Origin of the sequence: Labrenzia sp. OB1 (assembly GCF_001624695.1) — a bacterium.
Lineage (GTDB): Bacteria > Pseudomonadota > Alphaproteobacteria > Rhizobiales > Stappiaceae > Roseibium.
In genome coordinates this window covers 99859-117014 of record NZ_JSEP01000013.1, presented here as the reverse complement: position 1 = coordinate 117014, position 17156 = coordinate 99859, and the positions used below count along the sequence as shown (strand labels likewise).

Below are 17156 nucleotides of genomic sequence, written 5' to 3'. Positions count from 1 at the left end.
TTAGAAAAAACCGCGTTCGAAACTCTGAATTCTCCAAAGAAAATCAGCTAATTGACTAAAGTACCTTACCCGGCACCCGACAACTTTACTCGCGTTCCCAGACCACCTGAAGGTCTTGCCCGCAACGACCGGCATGCGTGGAGTTATCCGCCTGCGACAGGACAATGGCCAAGACGTCATCATCCGGCCGGCCAGGCAATTCCCAAAACCTGATTGACTGGGCGAGCACAATTCAGATCTTCAATTCCCCGGTTCCCGAAACGCGTCCGGGCCTTTCCGGAAAACCGGGCCTTCCTTTCTTGAGCGGGTTCTCGAGGTGTCTATTTCACGTCACCGTGACAACGAACCTGGATGAGACAGTATTCCGCGTCAGACAGCAGAACAAAGCGCAGGCGATTGTCGGCCGGGTCGATCGAAACCCACCACGTACAGACCCTCCGTTCACGCATAAACCGCATCGTGATGCGCGACCGCGATCTGCTGGGCGACCTTGGCCGCGCGCGTGATCAGCTCGTTGCGTGGCTCACCGATATAGGTCGCCGTGAATCGCAGCGGCGTCGGCAGCCAGCCCGGATCAAAGGTCGCGATCCTTTGCTCTTCCACAAGGCGGCGCCCGAGTTCCTGCGGCAGGATGCCGACGCCGATGCCCGACGCCACCATTTCAAACCCCGTCGACAGCGAGTTGGTCGGGAAGATCTGCGCGGCGATGCCATGGCGGTCCTGAAGCTGCTGCATGAGTTCCCGGCAGGGACGCGAATTCCGGTTATAGGTGATTACCGGAGTGGCGCCGAGATCCGGGTCGGGAAGACCCACCGGGCGGTACCATGCCAGCTCGAAAGACGGCAGTTCCAGATTGTCGACACTGTATTCGGAGATCGGCCCCATCAGGATCGTCAGATCCAGAGACCGGTCCAGCAGCATCTCGCGCAGATTGAGGGAAATATCGACCGACACCTCGATCTTGAGACGGGGAAAACTGCGATGCAATTCGCGCAGGAAATCCGGCAACCAGGTCTGTGCCACAGTCTCCGCGACACCCAGCCTCAGGAGAGAGCTGATACTGTCTTCCGACATAACATCCCCCTTGATCCGTTCCAGGATCGTCATCATCTGGTCGGCATGCTGGCGCAGCAACACGCCTTTGCGCGTGAGTACAACCCCAGTCGAGCCTCGGCTGAAGAGTTCGGTACCGAGATAGGCTTCAAGGCTTGAAATCCGAGTGGAAACAGCAGGCTGAGAGATGTTCATCTGCTCGGCTGCACGCCTGACGCCTCCCATGCGCGCGACGACCAGAAACGTTCTCAGCTGCTCAAGTGTCATGAACAGGCACCTCTTTTTGGTGATCAGGAAACCTGATCACTTTGGACAGAAATTCACGATTTGACTTGATACTAGATCCGCAGCAGGATTTTTTCACTTACTTTCGAGGTGGACATGACGCCTGCGCCTGCAGATTTTTCCCAGATGGCCGACATGCCCCCGGCGGATGTACGCCGGGCGATACGGCTCGGCCGCTATAGCGGGCATACGGCGGGTCTTGCCAAGGGCAGGCTTCAATGCAATCTGGCGATCGTGCCGGGAGACTACGCGGCCGATTTTCACGCCTTCTGCCGCAACAATCCCAAATCCTGCCCCCTTGCCGGCATTTCCGCCCCCGGCGAAACGTCAATCGCCCGCCTCGGCACCGATGTCGATATCCGTACCGACGCTGCCCGCTACAACATCTACCGTTTCGGCAAACTGGAACAGCAGGTCACCGATCTATCGGACCTTTGGCAGGACGATCTTGTCGCCTTCGCCATCGGCTGCTCCTTCACCTTCGAGAATGCGCTGCGCCGCGCCGGTATCGCCATGCGTCATATCGATGAGAATGTCACAGTCCCCATGTACCGGACAACACTCGAAACCGCGCCGAGCGGCCCGTTCGGCGGCGGCATGGTTGTCTCCATGCGGCCGGTGCCCGAAGACCGGCTGGAGGAGATCCGGAAGATCTGCGGCAACTACCCGCTCGCCCATGGAGCGCCGGTTTACATGGGTGCTCCTCGCGCAATCGGAATCTCCGATCTGAATGCTCCGGACTGGGGCCAGCCGGTCGAAATCCAAAAGGGAGAAGTCCCCGTGTTCTGGGCCTGCGGCGTGACCCCGCAGGCCGCCATAATGACGGCAAAGTTGCCCCTGTCGATCACCCATGCCCCCGGCGCGATGCTCATCGCTGACGTCGATGAACGGACCACCCCGATCTACCCCTACAAAGACGACTGATCGAAATACCAAGAAAACAGAGGATGGAACTGGAATATGAAAACCCTATTGACTCTCTCCGCCGTCTCCATGATTGCGCTATGCGCCGGAACGGTTGCCCAGGCCGAGGAAATCGCAGTGGTCGGCAGTTGGAGCGGCCTGCCGCTGCACAAGCAATATGAAGCCCCGTTCTGGAGCGAAAAACTCCCTGAAATCTCGGGGGGCGACCTGACCGCATCGCTCACCACCCACGACCAGATGGGCATCGGTGGCGGTGACGTCTTCCGCCTTCTGTCGCAGGGCGTCTTCGATGTCGGCATGACCGTTGCCGACTATGCCGTTTCCGACAGCACTGCGCTCGAGGCTCTGGACGTGCCGCTGATCGCACCCGATGCCGCCACGGCGAAAAAGGCCGTCGATGCGGCAAGGCCGATGGTCGACGACATCTACAAGGACGTCTTCAACGCCAAGGTCCTCGGAATTGCCCCCTATCCGCCGCAGGTGGTTTTCTGCAACGCCGATATCACCTCACTGGACGACCTGAAGGGCAAGAAAGTGCGCGCCTCGGGCCGCATGACCGCCAAGTTCCTGGAAGCCCTCGGCGCGGAAGGTGTAAATGTCGGTTTCGGTGAGGTGCCCGGCGCCCTGCAACGCGGCGTTGTCGATTGCGCCATCACCGGCGCCGGCTCGGGCTACAATGCCGGCTGGTGGGAAGTCTCCACACACCTGATGCCGATCCCGCTCGGCGGCTGGGATCCTGTTGTCACCGCGATCAACCTGGACAAGTGGAACACGCTCAGCGACGACCAGAAGGCGACACTTGAAAAAGGCGTACAGGAGTACATCGAGGCTCCCGCGTGGGAGAGCGCCCAGAACGCCCTTGAGAACGACATCGTCTGTTTGACCGGCAGCGGCGAATGTCCCTACGGTGAAGCCAGGAATCTGGTGCTTGTCGAGGCCAGCGATGCGGATCTGGCGAAAGCCAGGGAAGTCCTGATCACCGAAGTTCTCCCCGACTGGGCGGAACGTGCGGGCGGCGACTGGGCGAAGCGCTGGAGCGATACGGTCGGCGAAGTCACCGGCGTCAAAATCGAAACAAACTGAGGCCAAACCCCGATGACGTCCCTGGTATCCCTCATCCGGCGGTTGAATGACCGTCTCGCGATCGGCGTCGGCCTTGTGCTGATGGCATGCGTCGCATTCACCCTGGTGGAGATTGTCACCCGCCGGCTGGGGGCCTCGCTCGGGGGCGTCGACGAAATCTCCGGCTACGTGATGGCCGTCACCACGAGTTGGGGCATTAGCTACGCCCTGACGGAGCAGGCGCATGTACGCATCGACCTGCTCCGTCAACGCCTCGTCCCGTTCGGGCGGGCGGTCTTTGACATCATTTCCCTCCTCTGTCTGGCGGCAACGGCCATCGTCGTCGCCTGGCGGGGCTGGGCCGTGGTCGAAAAGACGCTCTCCACTGGCGCACGCGCCAACACCCCGCTTGAAACCCCGCTGTGGATCCCGCAGTCACTCTGGTGGGCGGGTTGGGTCTGGTTCGCCGTTTCAGCTGGCATTCTGCTCGTTGCTGTCCTGGTGAAGTTCCTGTCTGCGAACTACGAGGCCATCGATAAAATCGCCGGTGCGCGGGGGGAAGCATGATTTCCTTCACATCCTTCGGCCTTCTCGGCCTGCTGACACTCTCCATTCCGGTCGGTATCGTTCTCTTCCTGCTGGCCTTCGGCATCGACACATTCTTCAGTCCGTTCCCCCTGATGCGCGGTCTCGGCCAGGTGGTCTGGTCGTCCTCCAACAGCGCCACACTCATTGCCATTCCGCTCTTTGTTCTGCTGGGTGAAATCCTTGTGCGCAGCGGTGTGGCCCGGCGCACATATGCCGCGCTGGAGAAATGGGTCGCATGGATGCCGGGCGGCCTGATCCACGCCAACATCGCCACCTCGACCATGTTTTCCGCGACCTCCGGTTCTTCCGTCGCCACGGCGGCAACCGTTGCGACCGTTGCCATGCCGCAGGCCCAGGAGCTCGGCTACAATCAGAAACTCTTCTCCGGCGCGATTGCCGCCGGCGGCACCCTCGGCATCATGATCCCGCCGTCGATCAACCTGATCGTCTACGGCTTCCTGACCGAAAGCTCGATCCCGCAGCTCTTCCTCGCCGGACTGGTCCCCGGCCTTCTTCTGGCCGCCCTGTTCATGGCGACGACAATCATCCTGTGCGTCTTCTGGCCCTCCCTCGGCGGCCCCCGAAGCACAAGCACGGTGTCCGAAAAACTGGCCGGACTTGCAGATCTGCTGCCGATATTCGGCCTCTTTGCCGCCATTGTCGGCTCGATCTACGCCGGCTGGGCGACGCCGACGGAAGCAGCCACCGTCGGTGTCGCCATCGCCTTGCTGATTGCCGCCCACCAGAAGGCGCTGACCTGGGAAATGCTGTCCGGAGCCCTGCGCGGCTCGGTGAAGACGTCAGCCATGATCATGCTCGTGGTCATCGGCGCCTATGTCCTCAATTTCGCCCTGACGGCAGCCGGTGTCAGCCGGGCGCTGCAGGACCTTCTGGGCAGCCTCGGCCTCGGCGCGCTTGAAACTCTGCTGGTGATCATCCTGATCTACATCATCCTCGGCTTCTTCATCGAAACCCTGTCATTGATGGTTGCGACCATCCCGATCGTCGTACCGATCATCGTCGAACTCGGTTACGACAAGATCTGGTTCGGCATCCTGATGATCATCCTGGTGGAAATGGCGCTGATCACGCCGCCTGTCGGGCTGAATCTTTACGTGGTCCAGGCAGCGCGAAAATCGGGAAGCTTCAGCGATGTGATGCTGGGCTGCATTCCCTATGCGCTGGCAATGCTGGCGATGGTCGGACTGCTGATCCTGATGCCGCAACTGGCCCTTTTCCTCCCCTCAACCCTCTGAGAGAGAACTCCAAATGCAATTCAAAACGGCGACAGGAGTGCTTTCCTGCACTCCGGACCGGCTCATCATCGCCGGCTGGACCGGCCGGGACCGGGCAGCGGTTGACCACCACATCGAGGAACTGGCCGCCATCGGCGTCCCCGCGCCGTCTTCCGTCCCGCTCTATTATCAGTGCGCCCCGGCCCTCCTGACACAGGAAACCTCCATTCAGGTGCTTGGCGACCAGTCTTCCGGCGAGGCCGAGCCATTTGTCCTGAAACAGGACGGCCGGATCTGGCTGGGGCTTGCTTCGGATCATACGGACCGGGCATTGGAGACCTATTCGGTCGCCTGGTCCAAACAGGCCTGCGCCAAGCCCGTCGCGGATACCCTCTGGCCATTCGAGGACATCGCAGACCATCTCGACAGCCTGAAACTGCAATCCTGGATCCGCGAAGGCGGTGACTGGGTCGCCTACCAGGACGGCACCCTGGCCTCGATCCTGCCGCTGCACCAGTTGATCGCCGGCGCGAGCCTTCGCGACGGCACGGCGATGCTGTGCGGCACCCTTCCCGCCATCGGCGGTGTCCGGCCATCCTCCGAATTCAGGATGAAACTGGAAGATCCCGTTACCGGCCTGTCGATCTCATCGGGTTACACCAGCGCTTCTCTTGAAATCGTTTCGTGATATCCATCGGATGAATCGGAGCGAGGTAAGTCTGTTTGCTCCGATCCTGGCAGACAGCCCTGCTGCATCCCTGGTGCTCTCCCGGACCTGATCCGGAACCTGCCACAAGGCCGCGGCTCAAAACCGGGACGACGGAGTGATGATGGCATCTTCTGCTTCCGGCGGAAACGGGGTTGATGACCACGGCAGATCCGGTCCATTTCTATTGGCCTGAAGTTCTCGAGGAATCTAGTTCATGAGCGCACCGTTTCCCTGGACCGTCGAAACAGCGGAGAGCCGTCTGGAGGCATCTCTTCAGACTGCCTCCGGCGACCCGGCCGCAAAGGCGATTTTCACCGGGCTGCTTGAAGACCGGGCTCGCGGCAAGGCAAAGGCGGCTGCGAATATGGAAACACCGCTGGCCGGTGCACTCGTCAGCGTCAAGGCGCTGTTCGATGTCGCGGGAGAGATCACCACCTCCGGCACGAAGGTCCTGCGCAACACCCCTCCGGCGCAGGCCGACGCGCCCGCGATAGCCCGCCTGGATGCGGCTGGCGGTGTCTTCGTCGGACTGACCAACATGTCGGAATTCGCCTATTCCGGCCTCGGCCTCAATCCGCATTACGGCACGCCGCGAAACCCGGCCTATCCCGGCTGTGCTCCCGGCGGCTCCACCAGTGGCGGTGCGGTCTCGGTCGCTCTCGGCCTTTGCGACGTGGCAATCGGCAGTGACACCGGCGGTTCGCTCCGCATTCCGGCCGCCTTCACCGGCATCACCGGCTTCAAGCCCACCCAGGCCTCCGTGCCGATGGCTGGCGGTAAACCGCTCTCGGACAGCCTCGACAGTTTCGGACCGATGGCAAAAACCGTCAGTATCTGTGAACTCGCATGGCAGGTCATGGCCGATCGTCCCACCGTGCCATCGTCTCACGCGCGCGCCCGTCTGGTCATCCCGGGTAATTTCGGGTTCGACGAAATCGGTCCTCAAATTGCCGAGGGCTTTGACGCCGTCGTCCGGCATCTGCAGGACAAGGGCTTCGATGTGATCCGCAAGGACCTTACCTCGATGGAACTCTACGGCGATGTGCCGCCCTGGCATATGACGTCGGTGGAATCGCGCGCTCATTATGAGGATCATTTCCAGGACACGCCCGAACACTTTGATCCACGCGTTCACGCCCGCATGGCACGAGCCAATGAAATAACCGCAATCGACTACCGCCGGACCGTCAATCGGCGCGCGGCATTCATCGCTGCCTTCCGCAAGGAACTGGGCGACGACATGCTCCTTCTGCCGACCACCCCTATCCTGCCTCCGGATATCGACGCTCTCGCCGACGACGACACCTTCAACCGCATGAACCTCCTGGCGCTGCGCAACCCGACCCTGGCCAACATCGCCGACGCCTGCAGCCTTGCCCTGCCCTATCGGCACGCGGGCAATGTCCTCAGCGCCATGCTCATCGCCACCGGCGGACGGGACGAGGCTTTGCTGGCCTGCGGCAAGGCGGTTGAAGAGGCCCTGGCGGCAATGGATCGCAACGATTGAAAAAGACCGGCGTCAGCTGTTCGGTTTCCTGACGCCGGTCGTTCCCTTCGCCGGGTGAGATTTTCAGAGCCTTTCCGCCAGCTTCTTCAGCACGACCCGGTTCCGGCTCGTGACTGTTGACCGCTTCCAGCCGTATTTACGGCAGACCGCGGAGAACTTCCCGCCCCCGGCCTTGCACATGACCTCGAACTGCAGCGCCCGGCGGGCGTCCGCGTCCCCGATCAGGAAGAACCAGCCCAGCGCCTCTTCCGCCCTGCTGATCTGCGCCGGGGAGAAATGACGTCGCCGTCTGGCGATTTTGCCTTTGTAGTCCGGCCAGGCTGCCAGAATCGCGCGCGGCCCGTCCGCCTTCCTCGTCACGGCAACGACCTCCACCGCCTCGGTCAAACGGGCCATGACGTCTTCGGGTGTTTCAGGTTTCACCAGGCTGCTCCCGCTAAGTTTTGGTTTCGACGAAGACGAACATTGACGTCTTCAAGCTGGCCTTCGCGGGCGCCACCCCGCGAAAATACGCCGTTTTTCTCACGTCCCGCCAGCAATCATGCCGCCCGTGCCTCAGCCGCCATCAACCGGTCCAGCTCATAGGAGAGCAGGACCGACAGGGTGAGCGTTGGAGCGGATGGATTGATGTGTTTGGCGCGTTTGAGGAGATCTTCCAGGTCGAGCTGATCGAAGAGATCCAGAAATCCGGTGCGATCGATCCATTCCGGTTTTCTGGATACCAGCCAGGAGACCGCCGTCAGGCACGGTGCTGACCAGTTGCCCCGGTTCTGCGCGGTATTGATCAGACCGAAGACCAGACGCAGATGCTCCGGTCCGTGCTTTTTCAACAGCGTCTGACACGTGCGCCGCGCCTTGGACTGGTGGCGCCCCTCCGCCCGCCTGGTGTGATTGACGAACTGCACGCCATATTCGGCGGCAATCCTGTCCACATGCCCACCCGACGCCATCAGTCACCGCCCTTCAGCACACGAGCAGTCTGTTTGCTCCCGGGCGCCCGTTGCAGGGATCCGAAGGCCGCTTCGGCTCTTTCTCGTGCCGTTGATACTTTTTGTACATGCTTTGTTCTTATTTGTTTTCCCTCAGACGCTATCTGATTGCCCCCCGCGCGTTGACCTTGCCCCAGCTTCAAAAGCCGGAGTTCCAGTGTGAGCAATCGGGTGCGCGCTTTTTCCAGCGCGAATTCGTCTTCCAGCCGAGAGCTCGGCCGCTCCGCCCGGATGCGGCAATAGGCGACTTTTTCCCGTGCCGCCTCGATCTCATCCTTGAGTTCATTCATAAAGGCTCTCCTGCGCGCCGGCCTGAAACCATCCCCTTCACCGGCAGTTGGGCCGGACCCTCGGGACACATCTGTATTTCCATCATGCCTTCCATTCACCAAACTCATTGCTTGCAAATTCGTACGCTTTATGCGTATATATGTCAACGTGGAAATCATACGTTTTCTACTGCTATCACGTACGCACCTTAATCCGCACGGCAGGCACGAATATGGAAGAGACCACCCAATCCGCCGTATCCAGGCAGCTAGCTGATCTTAAAAACCGCAGCGGACTGTCCATACGCGCCATTGCACGCGCGATGGGTTACCAGAACGCGTCCTCCATCCAGCGCTATTTCAGTCAGGACTATTCCAAACCCGCCCTGCCGGCGGATTTTGTCGCCAAGCTGCTGCCAGTCCTTACCGGCAAGGGCGAGCAGCCGGTAACGCGGGACGAGATTCTGGCGCTGGCCCCGGAGTCCATCACGGACCTGGAGGCCACACACGCCGCGCCACAGGCGGCAATGCCACTGGATATCAAAGGCCAGGTTGCCGCAGGCCTGTGGATGGAAGCAGGCCTGTTCGAGACGGACGCCACCAGAAAAGCAACCATGGCCGGCGATCTGCGCTATCCGAATGAATTTCAATACCTTTTACAAATCAATGGCGAAAGCCTCAACCGGATTGCCCGCGACGGCGACTTTGTCCTCTGCCTCGACTATCTGGAGGCTGGAATTGATATCAGGTCGGGCGACCTGGCCGTCGTGGAACGCTCAAGAGACGGCGGGCACACGATCGAGCGCACCGCCAAGCGCATCTTTCACCGGAATGGCGGGATCGAACTGCGCCCGGAATCGGACGACCCACGATTTCAGGAGCCGATCATATTCAACGAGCTTGACGAAGAAGCAACGGAAGTCCGCATCATCGCCAAGATCCTTTCCGTTATCCGCCAGATCGTTTAGCCCCCAAGCAACGAACCGTACGTCAGAACCCTCCTGACCCGGAACGGGTCATCACCTGCGCATACCAACAGCGTATGAACACCTTTTCTACAATTGACTTATACGCATATTGCGTATAAATTTTGATTGTATTGGAAAGGAGTGTTTTGATGCCCGTGAACCTGGACATGTCGCTCTTCTGGGTGATTTGCGAAATGGACAGATCCCTCTATCTGGCGGAAGCGGATCTGGAGAATATGTCCCTTCACCGGATTATCGGCGACATCCGCGACGGCCAGCTCGAAAATGTTCAGGCCATCCTGGAAACCAATCCGGCCGAAGGCTGGTGCAACGATATCACCGGAGACGTTCTGGCCGCAGCCTTTCCGGAAAACGGACCAGACATCGATCAGGAAGACGAAGACAAGACCTCTGCCGAAAACTGGTCGGACTATAGTTCGGAGCGCCTGAACGGCAGACTTGCAGGCGTCCGGGTTCGCGTCGCCGCCTGACCTTCCTGACACGCAATTAGGCCCCTGTGGTCTGACAAATAAAATTTCTTATATTTCCTCCTGCGATCTAAAACACCTCGCACCGAACTATCAAATCGGAGAAATAACAAGATTTCTGCCATTTTTGACGAATACACCCCTCCGCACATCGATACAAACTCGCCATTGACAGCTGCAAAAACTCTGATTAGGTGTTTCTTGGTCCAACAAATATAGATTTGGCTTGTGCCACTCTGAAAACGGATTTTGAGAGCTGTAATGAGTGCAGAAGGAAGCAGCGAACCCGGAAAGACGGGCTCAGCAGGCGAATCCGCGGTCGACGCGGTTGTGCAGCAAATTCGCAACCTGATAGCGACATCCAAACTGAAGGTCGGCGACCATCTTCCGACCGAGCGTGATCTCTGCGCCCAGTTCAATGCGAGCCGCAACACCGTCCGCGAGGCCATGCGTATCCTGAAGGCTTATGGACTGGTGGATGTCCGCCCGAAGATCGGCGCCACCATCACCGACAACCGCATGACGCGGGCGTTTGAACTGTTTTCCTTCAACACCATGGAAATTTCGCGCAAGACCTTCAGCGATGTGCAGGACTTCCGCAGTCTGGTCGAAGTCGGTTCCGCAGAGCTGTTTTTCGACCGGTTGAGGCAGGAGGACCTGGACGATCTATCCGAAATCAACGCCAAACTGGCCGAGATTCACGACCTGAATGAGGCCTCGGAAATCGACTATGCGTTCCATATGCGCCTGGTCTCCATCCTGGACAATCACGCCGTCCTCGATGTCTACGCGGTGATGAAGCCCGTCATCCTGCGGATCATGCAGAAAGGCAAGACCCGCAGAATCTTCAAGACAGAAACCTTCAGCGAGCATCAGGGCGTCATCGACGCGCTCGCGGCGCGCGACCGGCTGGCCTTTCAGTACCGGCTGCGCAGTCACTTGATGATTGGATTCCGGTTTTTCAGCGAGGAGATGGAGGAAACCGCCTGAAAAACCGTTTGCCCGGAACCCACTACGGCAGGCCGGAAGCGCCGACCGGCCACAAGGGCACGGCATGATCAACGGATGACCGGTCGCATTCGGCCGGCCATCCAGAAGTTGGTCGTTTCTGAAGTGTTGGCGCATCTGGTGGTCGCATGACCGCAAGATGCGCTGGCAGGCGTATCAATGGGAGGAAATGAAATGAAAACCTTGCTGAAACTGACGACGGCCCTGTCGGCCCTCGTCCTGTCTGCAAACATGGCACTGGCCGGACCGGAAGTCGTTTCCGGACCGGGAGCCAACCCGGAGTGTTTCGCACCCTGGTCCGAAACCACCAAGTTCTTCAAGTGGGACGCCAAAGAAGGGCCTTACCGGATCGCCGTGGTGAACGGCTTCGTCGGCAACACCTGGCGCATCCAGATGATCAAGACGGCAAAGGCCTATGCTGAAGACCCTTCGATCAAGGACAAGATCAAGGAATTCAAGGTCGTCTCGACCGGCACGGACGCCCCCGCGCAGCTTGGCGCCATCGAGGATTTCATCAACCAGGGCTATGACGCGATCATCACCATTGCCGTCTCTCCGGAAGGTTTCGACCGCGTGATCCGGCTTGCCGACAAGAACGATGTCGTCATTGTTCCCTTCGACAACGTGCTCGACACGGACAAGGTGATGCAGGTCAACGAAGACCAGCTTGCAATGGGGCGCACCTACGCAACGCATGTCCTGAAAGAGCTGGCTGCCATCGGCAAATCCTCCGGCAAGGTGCTGGAAGTCCGTGGACTGGCCGGCAATTCCGTCGACCGTGACCGCTCGATCGGCATCAACGAGGTGCTCGACGAGTCCGGCGGCAACTGGGAGCGGGTGTCGGTCGTCGGCAACTGGGACGACGGAACCGCCCAGAAGGTGGTGGCCGATGCCATCGCCGTTCACGGCGAATTCGACGCGGTTCTGGCACAGGGCGGAACCACCGGTGTTGTCCAGGCGCTGCTCGATGCCGAACATCCCATGGTCCCGGTTTCCGGGGAAGCAGAAAACGGCTTCCGCAAGCTGATGGCCGCAAATGCGGACAAGGGCCTGAAAGGCATCTCCATCGGTCAGTCCCCCGGTCTCGTGGCGATCTCCATGAAGGCAGCCGTCTCCGCGCTTGAGGGCAACGTCATGCCGCAGCTCATTTCGGTGCCGCTGCCGATGGCGACCTACGACGAGTTGGAGGACGGCAAGAACTACTGGTCCGACCTGCCCGACAACTTCTTCACGGTCAACGAGTTCCCACCCTGCGGCGTGAACATCTCCGGTCCTGCGATCATGGCGCAGTCCGAAGCAGACGTGAAATAACACACCACTGCTGAGGCGGTTCCGGTCTTCTCGCCGGAACCGCTTTTCGGGGGACGCACCCCGAAGCAGGGGACCTTTTCCCTGACGGGATTCGGTCACCTTTTCTGTCTTTATGCCGGCGGCATGAAGGCAGGTTGAACCAGATCTACGGATGCAGGCTCGTAACCGGCCGACCGTCCGCAAGTCGATCGTTTCAAAGTGGTAGAGCACCTTGTCCACGTTCAATTGAACTCAAGGGAGCTCCAGATCCGGCGGGCCTGAACGCATGACCGAAGCCATAGTCGAATATCGCGGCATTTCGAAATTCTTTGCCGGGATCCGCGCCCTGGAAGGCGTTGATTTCAAATGCCGATCCGGCTCCATTCACGCCATCCTGGGCGAAAACGGCGCCGGCAAGTCCACCATGATCAAGATCATGTCGGGCGTCCTGCAACCCGATGAGGGGACGATCCTTCTGGAGGGCAAACCGGTAACCTTTTCCTCCCCGCAGGCGGCCAACGAAGCCGGGATTGTCTGCATGTTCCAGGAGCTTTCGCTGGTTCCCGATCTTTCGGTGGCCGACAACATTTCCATCTCCCACCCGCCGCGCCGCCTCGGCCTGATCGACAGGCGCGCGCAGGTGCGGCGCGCTGAATACCTTCTTGCCCGGGTCCGCTGCGAGGATATCGATCCCAACGCGCTTGTCCGTGAGCTGTCACTGTCCCGCCGGCAAATGGTGGAAATCGCCAAGGCACTCGGCCGCGACCCCAAGGTGCTCATTCTCGACGAGGCAACATCCGCCCTGACATCCCGAGACGTTCAGACCGTCTATGACCTTCTGGGCGATCTTCGGGACAAGGGCGTTGCCAGCCTCTTCATCTCGCACCGGATGCATGAGGTGGACGCCCTGTGCGACACTCTGTCTGTTTTCCGCAACGGACAGCACATCGAGACCTTCGCCAAGGGCGAAAGAAGCGAAGGCGAGATCGTGCGCCTGATGATCGGTCGGGACGTTGAGGCCCAGTTCCCACCCAGGCCGCCGCAGCCGCCGGAAGCTCTGTGCGACGCACCGCTTTTGAGCGTGAAGGGTCTGAAGTGGGGCAAGCGTCTCAACGGGATAGACCTGGAGATCCGGCGCGGCGAGATTGTCGGTCTGGGAGGACTGGACGGACAGGGTCAGAAGGAACTGCTGCTGGCGCTCTTCGGGGTGCTGCGCGATGTGGAGGGCGACGTCCGGATCGGGGACGCGAAAGGCATCCCCTCCTCGCCCGCCGCCGCCAAATCCGCGGCAACACGCCTGGCCCTGGTGCCGGAAGATCGCAAGACCGAAGGTCTGATGCTCGGCATGTCGATCGCGGACAATCTTCTGGCCGCCAGCTTTGCCAATATTACCAGCGGCCCGTTCATCAATCCGAAAAAGGCTCGGGCCGAGATCCTTTCCGGAATTTCGAAACTGCAGATCAAGGCCGGATCTCCGGCCGATCCCGTCATGACGCTATCCGGCGGCAACCAGCAGAAGGTGGTGATCGCCAAATGGCTGATGATCAATCCGGACATCGTTCTGCTCAACGACCCCACGCGCGGCATCGATGTCGGCACCAAACAGGAGATCTACAAACTCATGCGCAGCCTCGCAAACGAGGGCAAGGCGATCCTCTTCTACTCGTCCGACTATGCGGAGCTGATCGGCTGTTGCGACCGGGTCTCCGTGCTTTACGCCGGCCGTGTCGTCAGCGAGCAGGAGGGTGACGCGATCACCGAGGAAAGCCTGGTCGCCGCTTCGCTCAACATCGGGATCGAGGCAGCTTGATGCAGATGGTGTCCTTGAAACGCGGCGTGTCGCAGAACATGGGATTTGCCACCGCGGTCCTCCTTTTGCTTGCCCTCTATCTCACTTACAACATGATGCACCCGCGCGGTTTTTCTTCCGCCGTGGCCATTCAGAACTCCAACGAGACCGTTGCCATTGCCTTTGTCGCCATGGCGCAGACGCTGCCGGTTCTTCTGGGCGGGCTGGATCTGTCCGTCGGCGCGGTGATGACCCTGACCAACTGTGTCGCTTCCTTGCTGCTGAACGGTTCGCCGGCGCAGATCCTGCTCGGCATGGGCCTCACCCTGCTCACCGGCACAATGTTTGGGCTGATGAACGGCCTGATCGTCGTTTACGGCCGCATCCAGCCAATCATCGCGACACTCGCGACAGGTGCCATCGCCATGGGCCTTGCCTTGTTGATCAGACCGGAACCCGGCGGCAACGTGGATGGCGACCTGGGTTGGGCGCTCACCAATTCGGTCTGGGACCTGGCCGACACCTACGGCTTCGCGGACGGCGGCGATGCCTGGTGGCTGCGTCCATTCGCCGATATCCCGGTGCCGTTCCTCTTGGTGCTCTTCGTTGCGATCTTCGTCTGGCTGCCGTTCCGCCGCTCGGTGACCGGGCGTACGGTCTACGCCATCGGCTCTGCGGAAGGCGCAGCCTATATGTCCGGCCTTCCGATCAACCGGGCCAAGATCGCCGCGTTTACGCTTGGCGGGTTTTTCGCAGCCTGCGGCGGCCTGTACCTGGCCATACAGACCTCGTCCGGCAACGCGGATATCCAGCAGGCCGGCGCCTACACGCTGAATTCGATCGCCGCCGTGGTTCTGGGCGGCACGTCCCTGCTCGGCGGTACGGGCGGCGCCATCGGCAGCCTGATAGGGGCAATGATCCTGCGCGTGATTTCCTTCTACTTCCGGATTCTCGACATCGACCCGCTGCTGCAGCCCCTGATCGAAGGTCTCGTCCTGCTCACAGCCGTGTCTTTCGGAGCGTTCCGGACGCTGCGGGTAAAAAACCAGCTCGATCTCTTCAGATAGCCTGTTCATGAGGAACCGACCCAGAATGCGCATGTCTATTTCTATCGAAAACCGGCCAATCGTCATTGCCTCGCTCTTCATCGTGGTCATCCTGATTGCGGGAACGGCCTATACGCTGTCGACCACCGGAACCGCACCGCTGCTGTCCGCGAACTACCTTCTGCAACAACTGCAGACCGGGTCCTTTCTCGGCATTTGCGCCGCAGGCATGATGATGGTCATCCTGCTCGGTCATATCGACCTTTCCATCCCCTGGACGCTGACCGCCGCCGCCATGACGGCAACGGCCGTCGGCGGTGACCTTGCCCTGCCGACGGCTCTTGCGGTCGGGCTCGCGGTCGGGTTGCTGAACGGTTTCGGGGTCGCCTATCTGCGCATTCCCTCGATGATTTTCACCCTGGGCGTCGATACGGTCCTGCGCGGCCTGATGGTCGCCCAGACTGGCGGTTTCGCGCCGCAGGACAAGGCCACGCCCCTGATGCTGTTTCTCGCCAAGGACAAGATCCTCGGCATCCCGGCCGCAATCGTTGTTTGGGCGGCGGTTTCGCTCATCATCATGCTGGTGCTGACACGAACCGGCTTCGGCCGCTCGATCTACGCCACCGGCTCGCGTGAGCGCGCAGCCTATCTGTCCGGTATCCGCACCCGCTCGGTCATCATCGGCGCCTTCGTCGTTTCCAGCCTGTGCGCGGCCATCGCCGGCGTGCTTCTGGCCGGATATTCGGCCAAGGCATACCAGGGTATGGGCAACGCCTTCCTGCTGCCTGCCATCGCCGCCGTCGTTCTCGGCGGCACGCATATTCTCGGCGGCAAGGGCCGCTATATCGGAACGCTCATCGGCGTCATACTCATCGTGCTGCTCAATTCCGTCCTGTCGATCATGCAAATGCCGGAAGCCGGACGGCAGATCATTTACGGCAGCGTGATCATCGGTATGCTGCTGGTCTACGGGCGCAACCAGCGCATCACGTCCTGAGGGAGGCATCATGAGCGGCAAAGACTACGAAATCCGCGACGACCGGTTCGCCGGACTGATCCACAAGAACGCCGGGCCCGACACGCTCTGGACGGGCGGCCGCTGGACGGAAGGTCCGGCCTATCTCGCCGCCGGTCGATATCTTGTCTGGTCTGACATTCCCAACAACCGGATCATGCGCTGGGACGAGATGAACGGCGCCGTCGCCACGTTCGAACAGCCTTGCTGCAATCACAACGGCCACTGCGTCGACGGTCTCGGCCGGCTGATCGCCTGCGAACACCAGGGCCGCTGTGTCAGCCGCTACGAGGTCGATGGCTCGAAGACGATCCTTGCCGACAGTTTCAATGGCAAACGCTTCAATTCCCCGAACGACGTCGTGGTGAAATCGGACGGTTCGGTCTGGTTCACCGACCCGTCCTACGGCATCGACAGCGACTATGAGGGCGATGCAGCTCCGATGGAGCAGGACGGGCGGCATGCCTACCGGATCGATCCGGGCGGCAATATCTCCCGCGTCATCGATGACATGAAACAGCCCAACGGCCTCGCCTTCACGCCGGACGAAGCATTTCTGTATGTCTCCGATACAGGCAGATCCCACTTCCCCGACCACACACCCAGAATCCGCCGCTATCCGGTCGAAGCAGGCGGCACGGCTCTTGGGGCGGGTGAGGACTTTGTCTTCTGCGAGCAGGGCGTTTTCGACGGCTTCCGCGTCGATACGAACGGCAATATCTGGTCCTCGGCCGGCGACGGCATTCACTGCTTCGCCCCCGACGGCACCCTGCTCGGCAAGATCCTGCTGGACGAAGTGGTCGCCAACCTCTGTTTCGGCGGCCCGAAACGCAATCGCCTCTTCATCTGCGCGACAACGTCGATCCGGGCGATTTACGTCAGGGCCCGGGGGGCGGTGCCCTGAGAAGTATTTCCGCCTGCCATTTCGTTG

At 60.5% G+C, this 17156-nt stretch carries 18 protein-coding genes; 14 read left to right on the top strand and 4 right to left on the bottom strand.

The window, feature by feature from the left end; translation table 11 throughout:
* Nucleotides 1-441: 441 nt before the first annotated feature.
* Nucleotides 442-1320, bottom strand: a complete 879-nt coding sequence (locus tag OA90_RS17610; RefSeq protein ID WP_068414880.1) for a LysR family transcriptional regulator — start codon at nt 1318-1320, stop codon at nt 442-444.
* A gap of 114 nt (nt 1321-1434) precedes the next feature.
* On the opposite strand from OA90_RS17610, the gene OA90_RS17605 reads away from it, so the two are divergent.
* The 6 genes from OA90_RS17605 to OA90_RS17580 all read left to right on the top strand — a co-directional run bounded on the left by OA90_RS17605 (nt 1435) and on the right by OA90_RS17580 (nt 7363).
* Nucleotides 1435-2262, top strand: coding sequence for a putative hydro-lyase (locus OA90_RS17605; protein WP_068414876.1), 828 nt, complete (start codon nt 1435-1437; stop codon nt 2260-2262).
* Between the two features lie 36 nt (nt 2263-2298).
* Nucleotides 2299-3345 (top strand): TRAP transporter substrate-binding protein, encoded by a 1047-nt coding sequence (locus tag OA90_RS17600; RefSeq protein WP_068414873.1) that lies wholly within the window; start codon nt 2299-2301, stop codon nt 3343-3345.
* A gap of 12 nt (nt 3346-3357) precedes the next feature.
* Nucleotides 3358-3891 (top strand): TRAP transporter small permease, encoded by a 534-nt coding sequence (locus tag OA90_RS17595; protein WP_068414870.1) that lies wholly within the window; start codon nt 3358-3360, stop codon nt 3889-3891.
* Nucleotides 3888-5168, top strand: coding sequence for a TRAP transporter large permease (locus OA90_RS17590; protein WP_068414867.1), 1281 nt, complete (start codon nt 3888-3890; stop codon nt 5166-5168). Before OA90_RS17595 ends, OA90_RS17590 begins: the two co-directional genes overlap by 4 nt.
* A 13-nt stretch (nt 5169-5181) precedes the next feature.
* Entirely contained in the window at nt 5182-5835 is a 654-nt protein-coding gene (locus OA90_RS17585) for a DUF2848 domain-containing protein (RefSeq protein ID WP_068414864.1), read from the top strand.
* A gap of 235 nt (nt 5836-6070) precedes the next feature.
* Nucleotides 6071-7363 carry an amidase family protein gene (locus tag OA90_RS17580; RefSeq protein ID WP_068414861.1) on the top strand — a complete coding sequence of 431 codons (1293 nt, stop codon included), beginning with the start codon at nt 6071-6073 and terminating at the stop codon, nt 7361-7363.
* Nucleotides 7364-7426: 63 nt separating this feature from the next.
* Here the strand turns inward: OA90_RS17580 and OA90_RS17575 are convergent, their stop codons facing one another.
* The 3 genes from OA90_RS17575 to OA90_RS17565 form a co-directional block, all read right to left on the bottom strand.
* Nucleotides 7427-7786 carry a DUF6362 family protein gene (locus OA90_RS17575; RefSeq protein ID WP_156510552.1) on the bottom strand — a complete coding sequence of 120 codons (360 nt, stop codon included), beginning with the start codon at nt 7784-7786 and terminating at the stop codon, nt 7427-7429.
* Nucleotides 7787-7902: 116 nt separating this feature from the next.
* The gene (locus tag OA90_RS17570; protein ID WP_068414855.1) at nt 7903-8313 is read right to left on the bottom strand and encodes a hypothetical protein; all 411 of its coding nucleotides are present in this window, start codon (nt 8311-8313) and stop codon (nt 7903-7905) included.
* Nucleotides 8313-8642 carry a hypothetical protein gene (locus OA90_RS17565; RefSeq protein WP_068414852.1) on the bottom strand — a complete coding sequence of 110 codons (330 nt, stop codon included), beginning with the start codon at nt 8640-8642 and terminating at the stop codon, nt 8313-8315. Before OA90_RS17565 ends, OA90_RS17570 begins: the two co-directional genes overlap by 1 nt.
* Nucleotides 8643-8854: 212 nt before the next feature.
* On the opposite strand from OA90_RS17565, the gene OA90_RS17560 reads away from it, so the two are divergent.
* The 8 genes from OA90_RS17560 to OA90_RS17525 all read left to right on the top strand — a co-directional run bounded on the left by OA90_RS17560 (nt 8855) and on the right by OA90_RS17525 (nt 17129).
* On the top strand, nt 8855-9589 hold the full coding sequence (locus OA90_RS17560; RefSeq protein WP_068414849.1) for a S24 family peptidase: 735 nt from the start codon (nt 8855-8857) through the stop codon (nt 9587-9589).
* Nucleotides 9590-9738: 149 nt separating this feature from the next.
* Entirely contained in the window at nt 9739-10080 is a 342-nt protein-coding gene (locus OA90_RS17555) for a hypothetical protein (RefSeq protein ID WP_068414845.1), read from the top strand.
* Nucleotides 10081-10338: 258 nt separating this feature from the next.
* Nucleotides 10339-11067 (top strand): GntR family transcriptional regulator, encoded by a 729-nt coding sequence (locus tag OA90_RS17550; RefSeq protein ID WP_068414842.1) that lies wholly within the window; start codon nt 10339-10341, stop codon nt 11065-11067.
* Between the two features lie 192 nt (nt 11068-11259).
* Complete coding sequence (locus tag OA90_RS17545; protein WP_068414839.1) at nt 11260-12396, top strand: sugar ABC transporter substrate-binding protein; 1137 nt, start codon at nt 11260-11262, stop codon at nt 12394-12396.
* A 265-nt stretch (nt 12397-12661) separates the two neighbouring features.
* On the top strand, nt 12662-14185 hold the full coding sequence (locus OA90_RS17540; RefSeq protein WP_068414835.1) for a sugar ABC transporter ATP-binding protein: 1524 nt from the start codon (nt 12662-12664) through the stop codon (nt 14183-14185).
* Complete coding sequence (locus tag OA90_RS17535) at nt 14185-15231, top strand: ABC transporter permease (protein WP_199823756.1); 1047 nt, start codon at nt 14185-14187, stop codon at nt 15229-15231. Before OA90_RS17540 ends, OA90_RS17535 begins: the two co-directional genes overlap by 1 nt.
* A gap of 25 nt (nt 15232-15256) precedes the next feature.
* Nucleotides 15257-16207, top strand: coding sequence for an ABC transporter permease (locus OA90_RS17530; protein ID WP_068414831.1), 951 nt, complete (start codon nt 15257-15259; stop codon nt 16205-16207).
* A 10-nt stretch (nt 16208-16217) separates the two neighbouring features.
* The gene (locus OA90_RS17525; protein WP_068414828.1) at nt 16218-17129 is read left to right on the top strand and encodes an SMP-30/gluconolactonase/LRE family protein; all 912 of its coding nucleotides are present in this window, start codon (nt 16218-16220) and stop codon (nt 17127-17129) included.
* Nucleotides 17130-17156 lie beyond the last annotated feature (27 nt).

Coding starts and splice junctions, on each gene's coding strand:
- OA90_RS17610 (WP_068414880.1), bottom strand. CDS start 1,320: ATGACACTTGAGCAGCTGAGAACGTTTCTGGTCGTCGCGCGCATGGGA.
- OA90_RS17605 (WP_068414876.1), top strand. CDS start 1,435: ATGACGCCTGCGCCTGCAGATTTTTCCCAGATGGCCGACATGCCCCCG.
- OA90_RS17600 (WP_068414873.1), top strand. CDS start 2,299: ATGAAAACCCTATTGACTCTCTCCGCCGTCTCCATGATTGCGCTATGC.
- OA90_RS17595 (WP_068414870.1), top strand. CDS start 3,358: ATGACGTCCCTGGTATCCCTCATCCGGCGGTTGAATGACCGTCTCGCG.
- OA90_RS17590 (WP_068414867.1), top strand. CDS start 3,888: ATGATTTCCTTCACATCCTTCGGCCTTCTCGGCCTGCTGACACTCTCC.
- OA90_RS17585 (WP_068414864.1), top strand. CDS start 5,182: ATGCAATTCAAAACGGCGACAGGAGTGCTTTCCTGCACTCCGGACCGG.
- OA90_RS17580 (WP_068414861.1), top strand. CDS start 6,071: ATGAGCGCACCGTTTCCCTGGACCGTCGAAACAGCGGAGAGCCGTCTG.
- OA90_RS17570 (WP_068414855.1), bottom strand. CDS start 8,313: ATGGCGTCGGGTGGGCATGTGGACAGGATTGCCGCCGAATATGGCGTG.
- OA90_RS17565 (WP_068414852.1), bottom strand. CDS start 8,642: ATGAATGAACTCAAGGATGAGATCGAGGCGGCACGGGAAAAAGTCGCC.
- OA90_RS17560 (WP_068414849.1), top strand. CDS start 8,855: ATGGAAGAGACCACCCAATCCGCCGTATCCAGGCAGCTAGCTGATCTT.
- OA90_RS17555 (WP_068414845.1), top strand. CDS start 9,739: ATGCCCGTGAACCTGGACATGTCGCTCTTCTGGGTGATTTGCGAAATG.
- OA90_RS17550 (WP_068414842.1), top strand. CDS start 10,339: ATGAGTGCAGAAGGAAGCAGCGAACCCGGAAAGACGGGCTCAGCAGGC.
- OA90_RS17545 (WP_068414839.1), top strand. CDS start 11,260: ATGAAAACCTTGCTGAAACTGACGACGGCCCTGTCGGCCCTCGTCCTG.
- OA90_RS17540 (WP_068414835.1), top strand. CDS start 12,662: ATGACCGAAGCCATAGTCGAATATCGCGGCATTTCGAAATTCTTTGCC.
- OA90_RS17535 (WP_199823756.1), top strand. CDS start 14,185: ATGCAGATGGTGTCCTTGAAACGCGGCGTGTCGCAGAACATGGGATTT.
- OA90_RS17530 (WP_068414831.1), top strand. CDS start 15,257: ATGCGCATGTCTATTTCTATCGAAAACCGGCCAATCGTCATTGCCTCG.
- OA90_RS17525 (WP_068414828.1), top strand. CDS start 16,218: ATGAGCGGCAAAGACTACGAAATCCGCGACGACCGGTTCGCCGGACTG.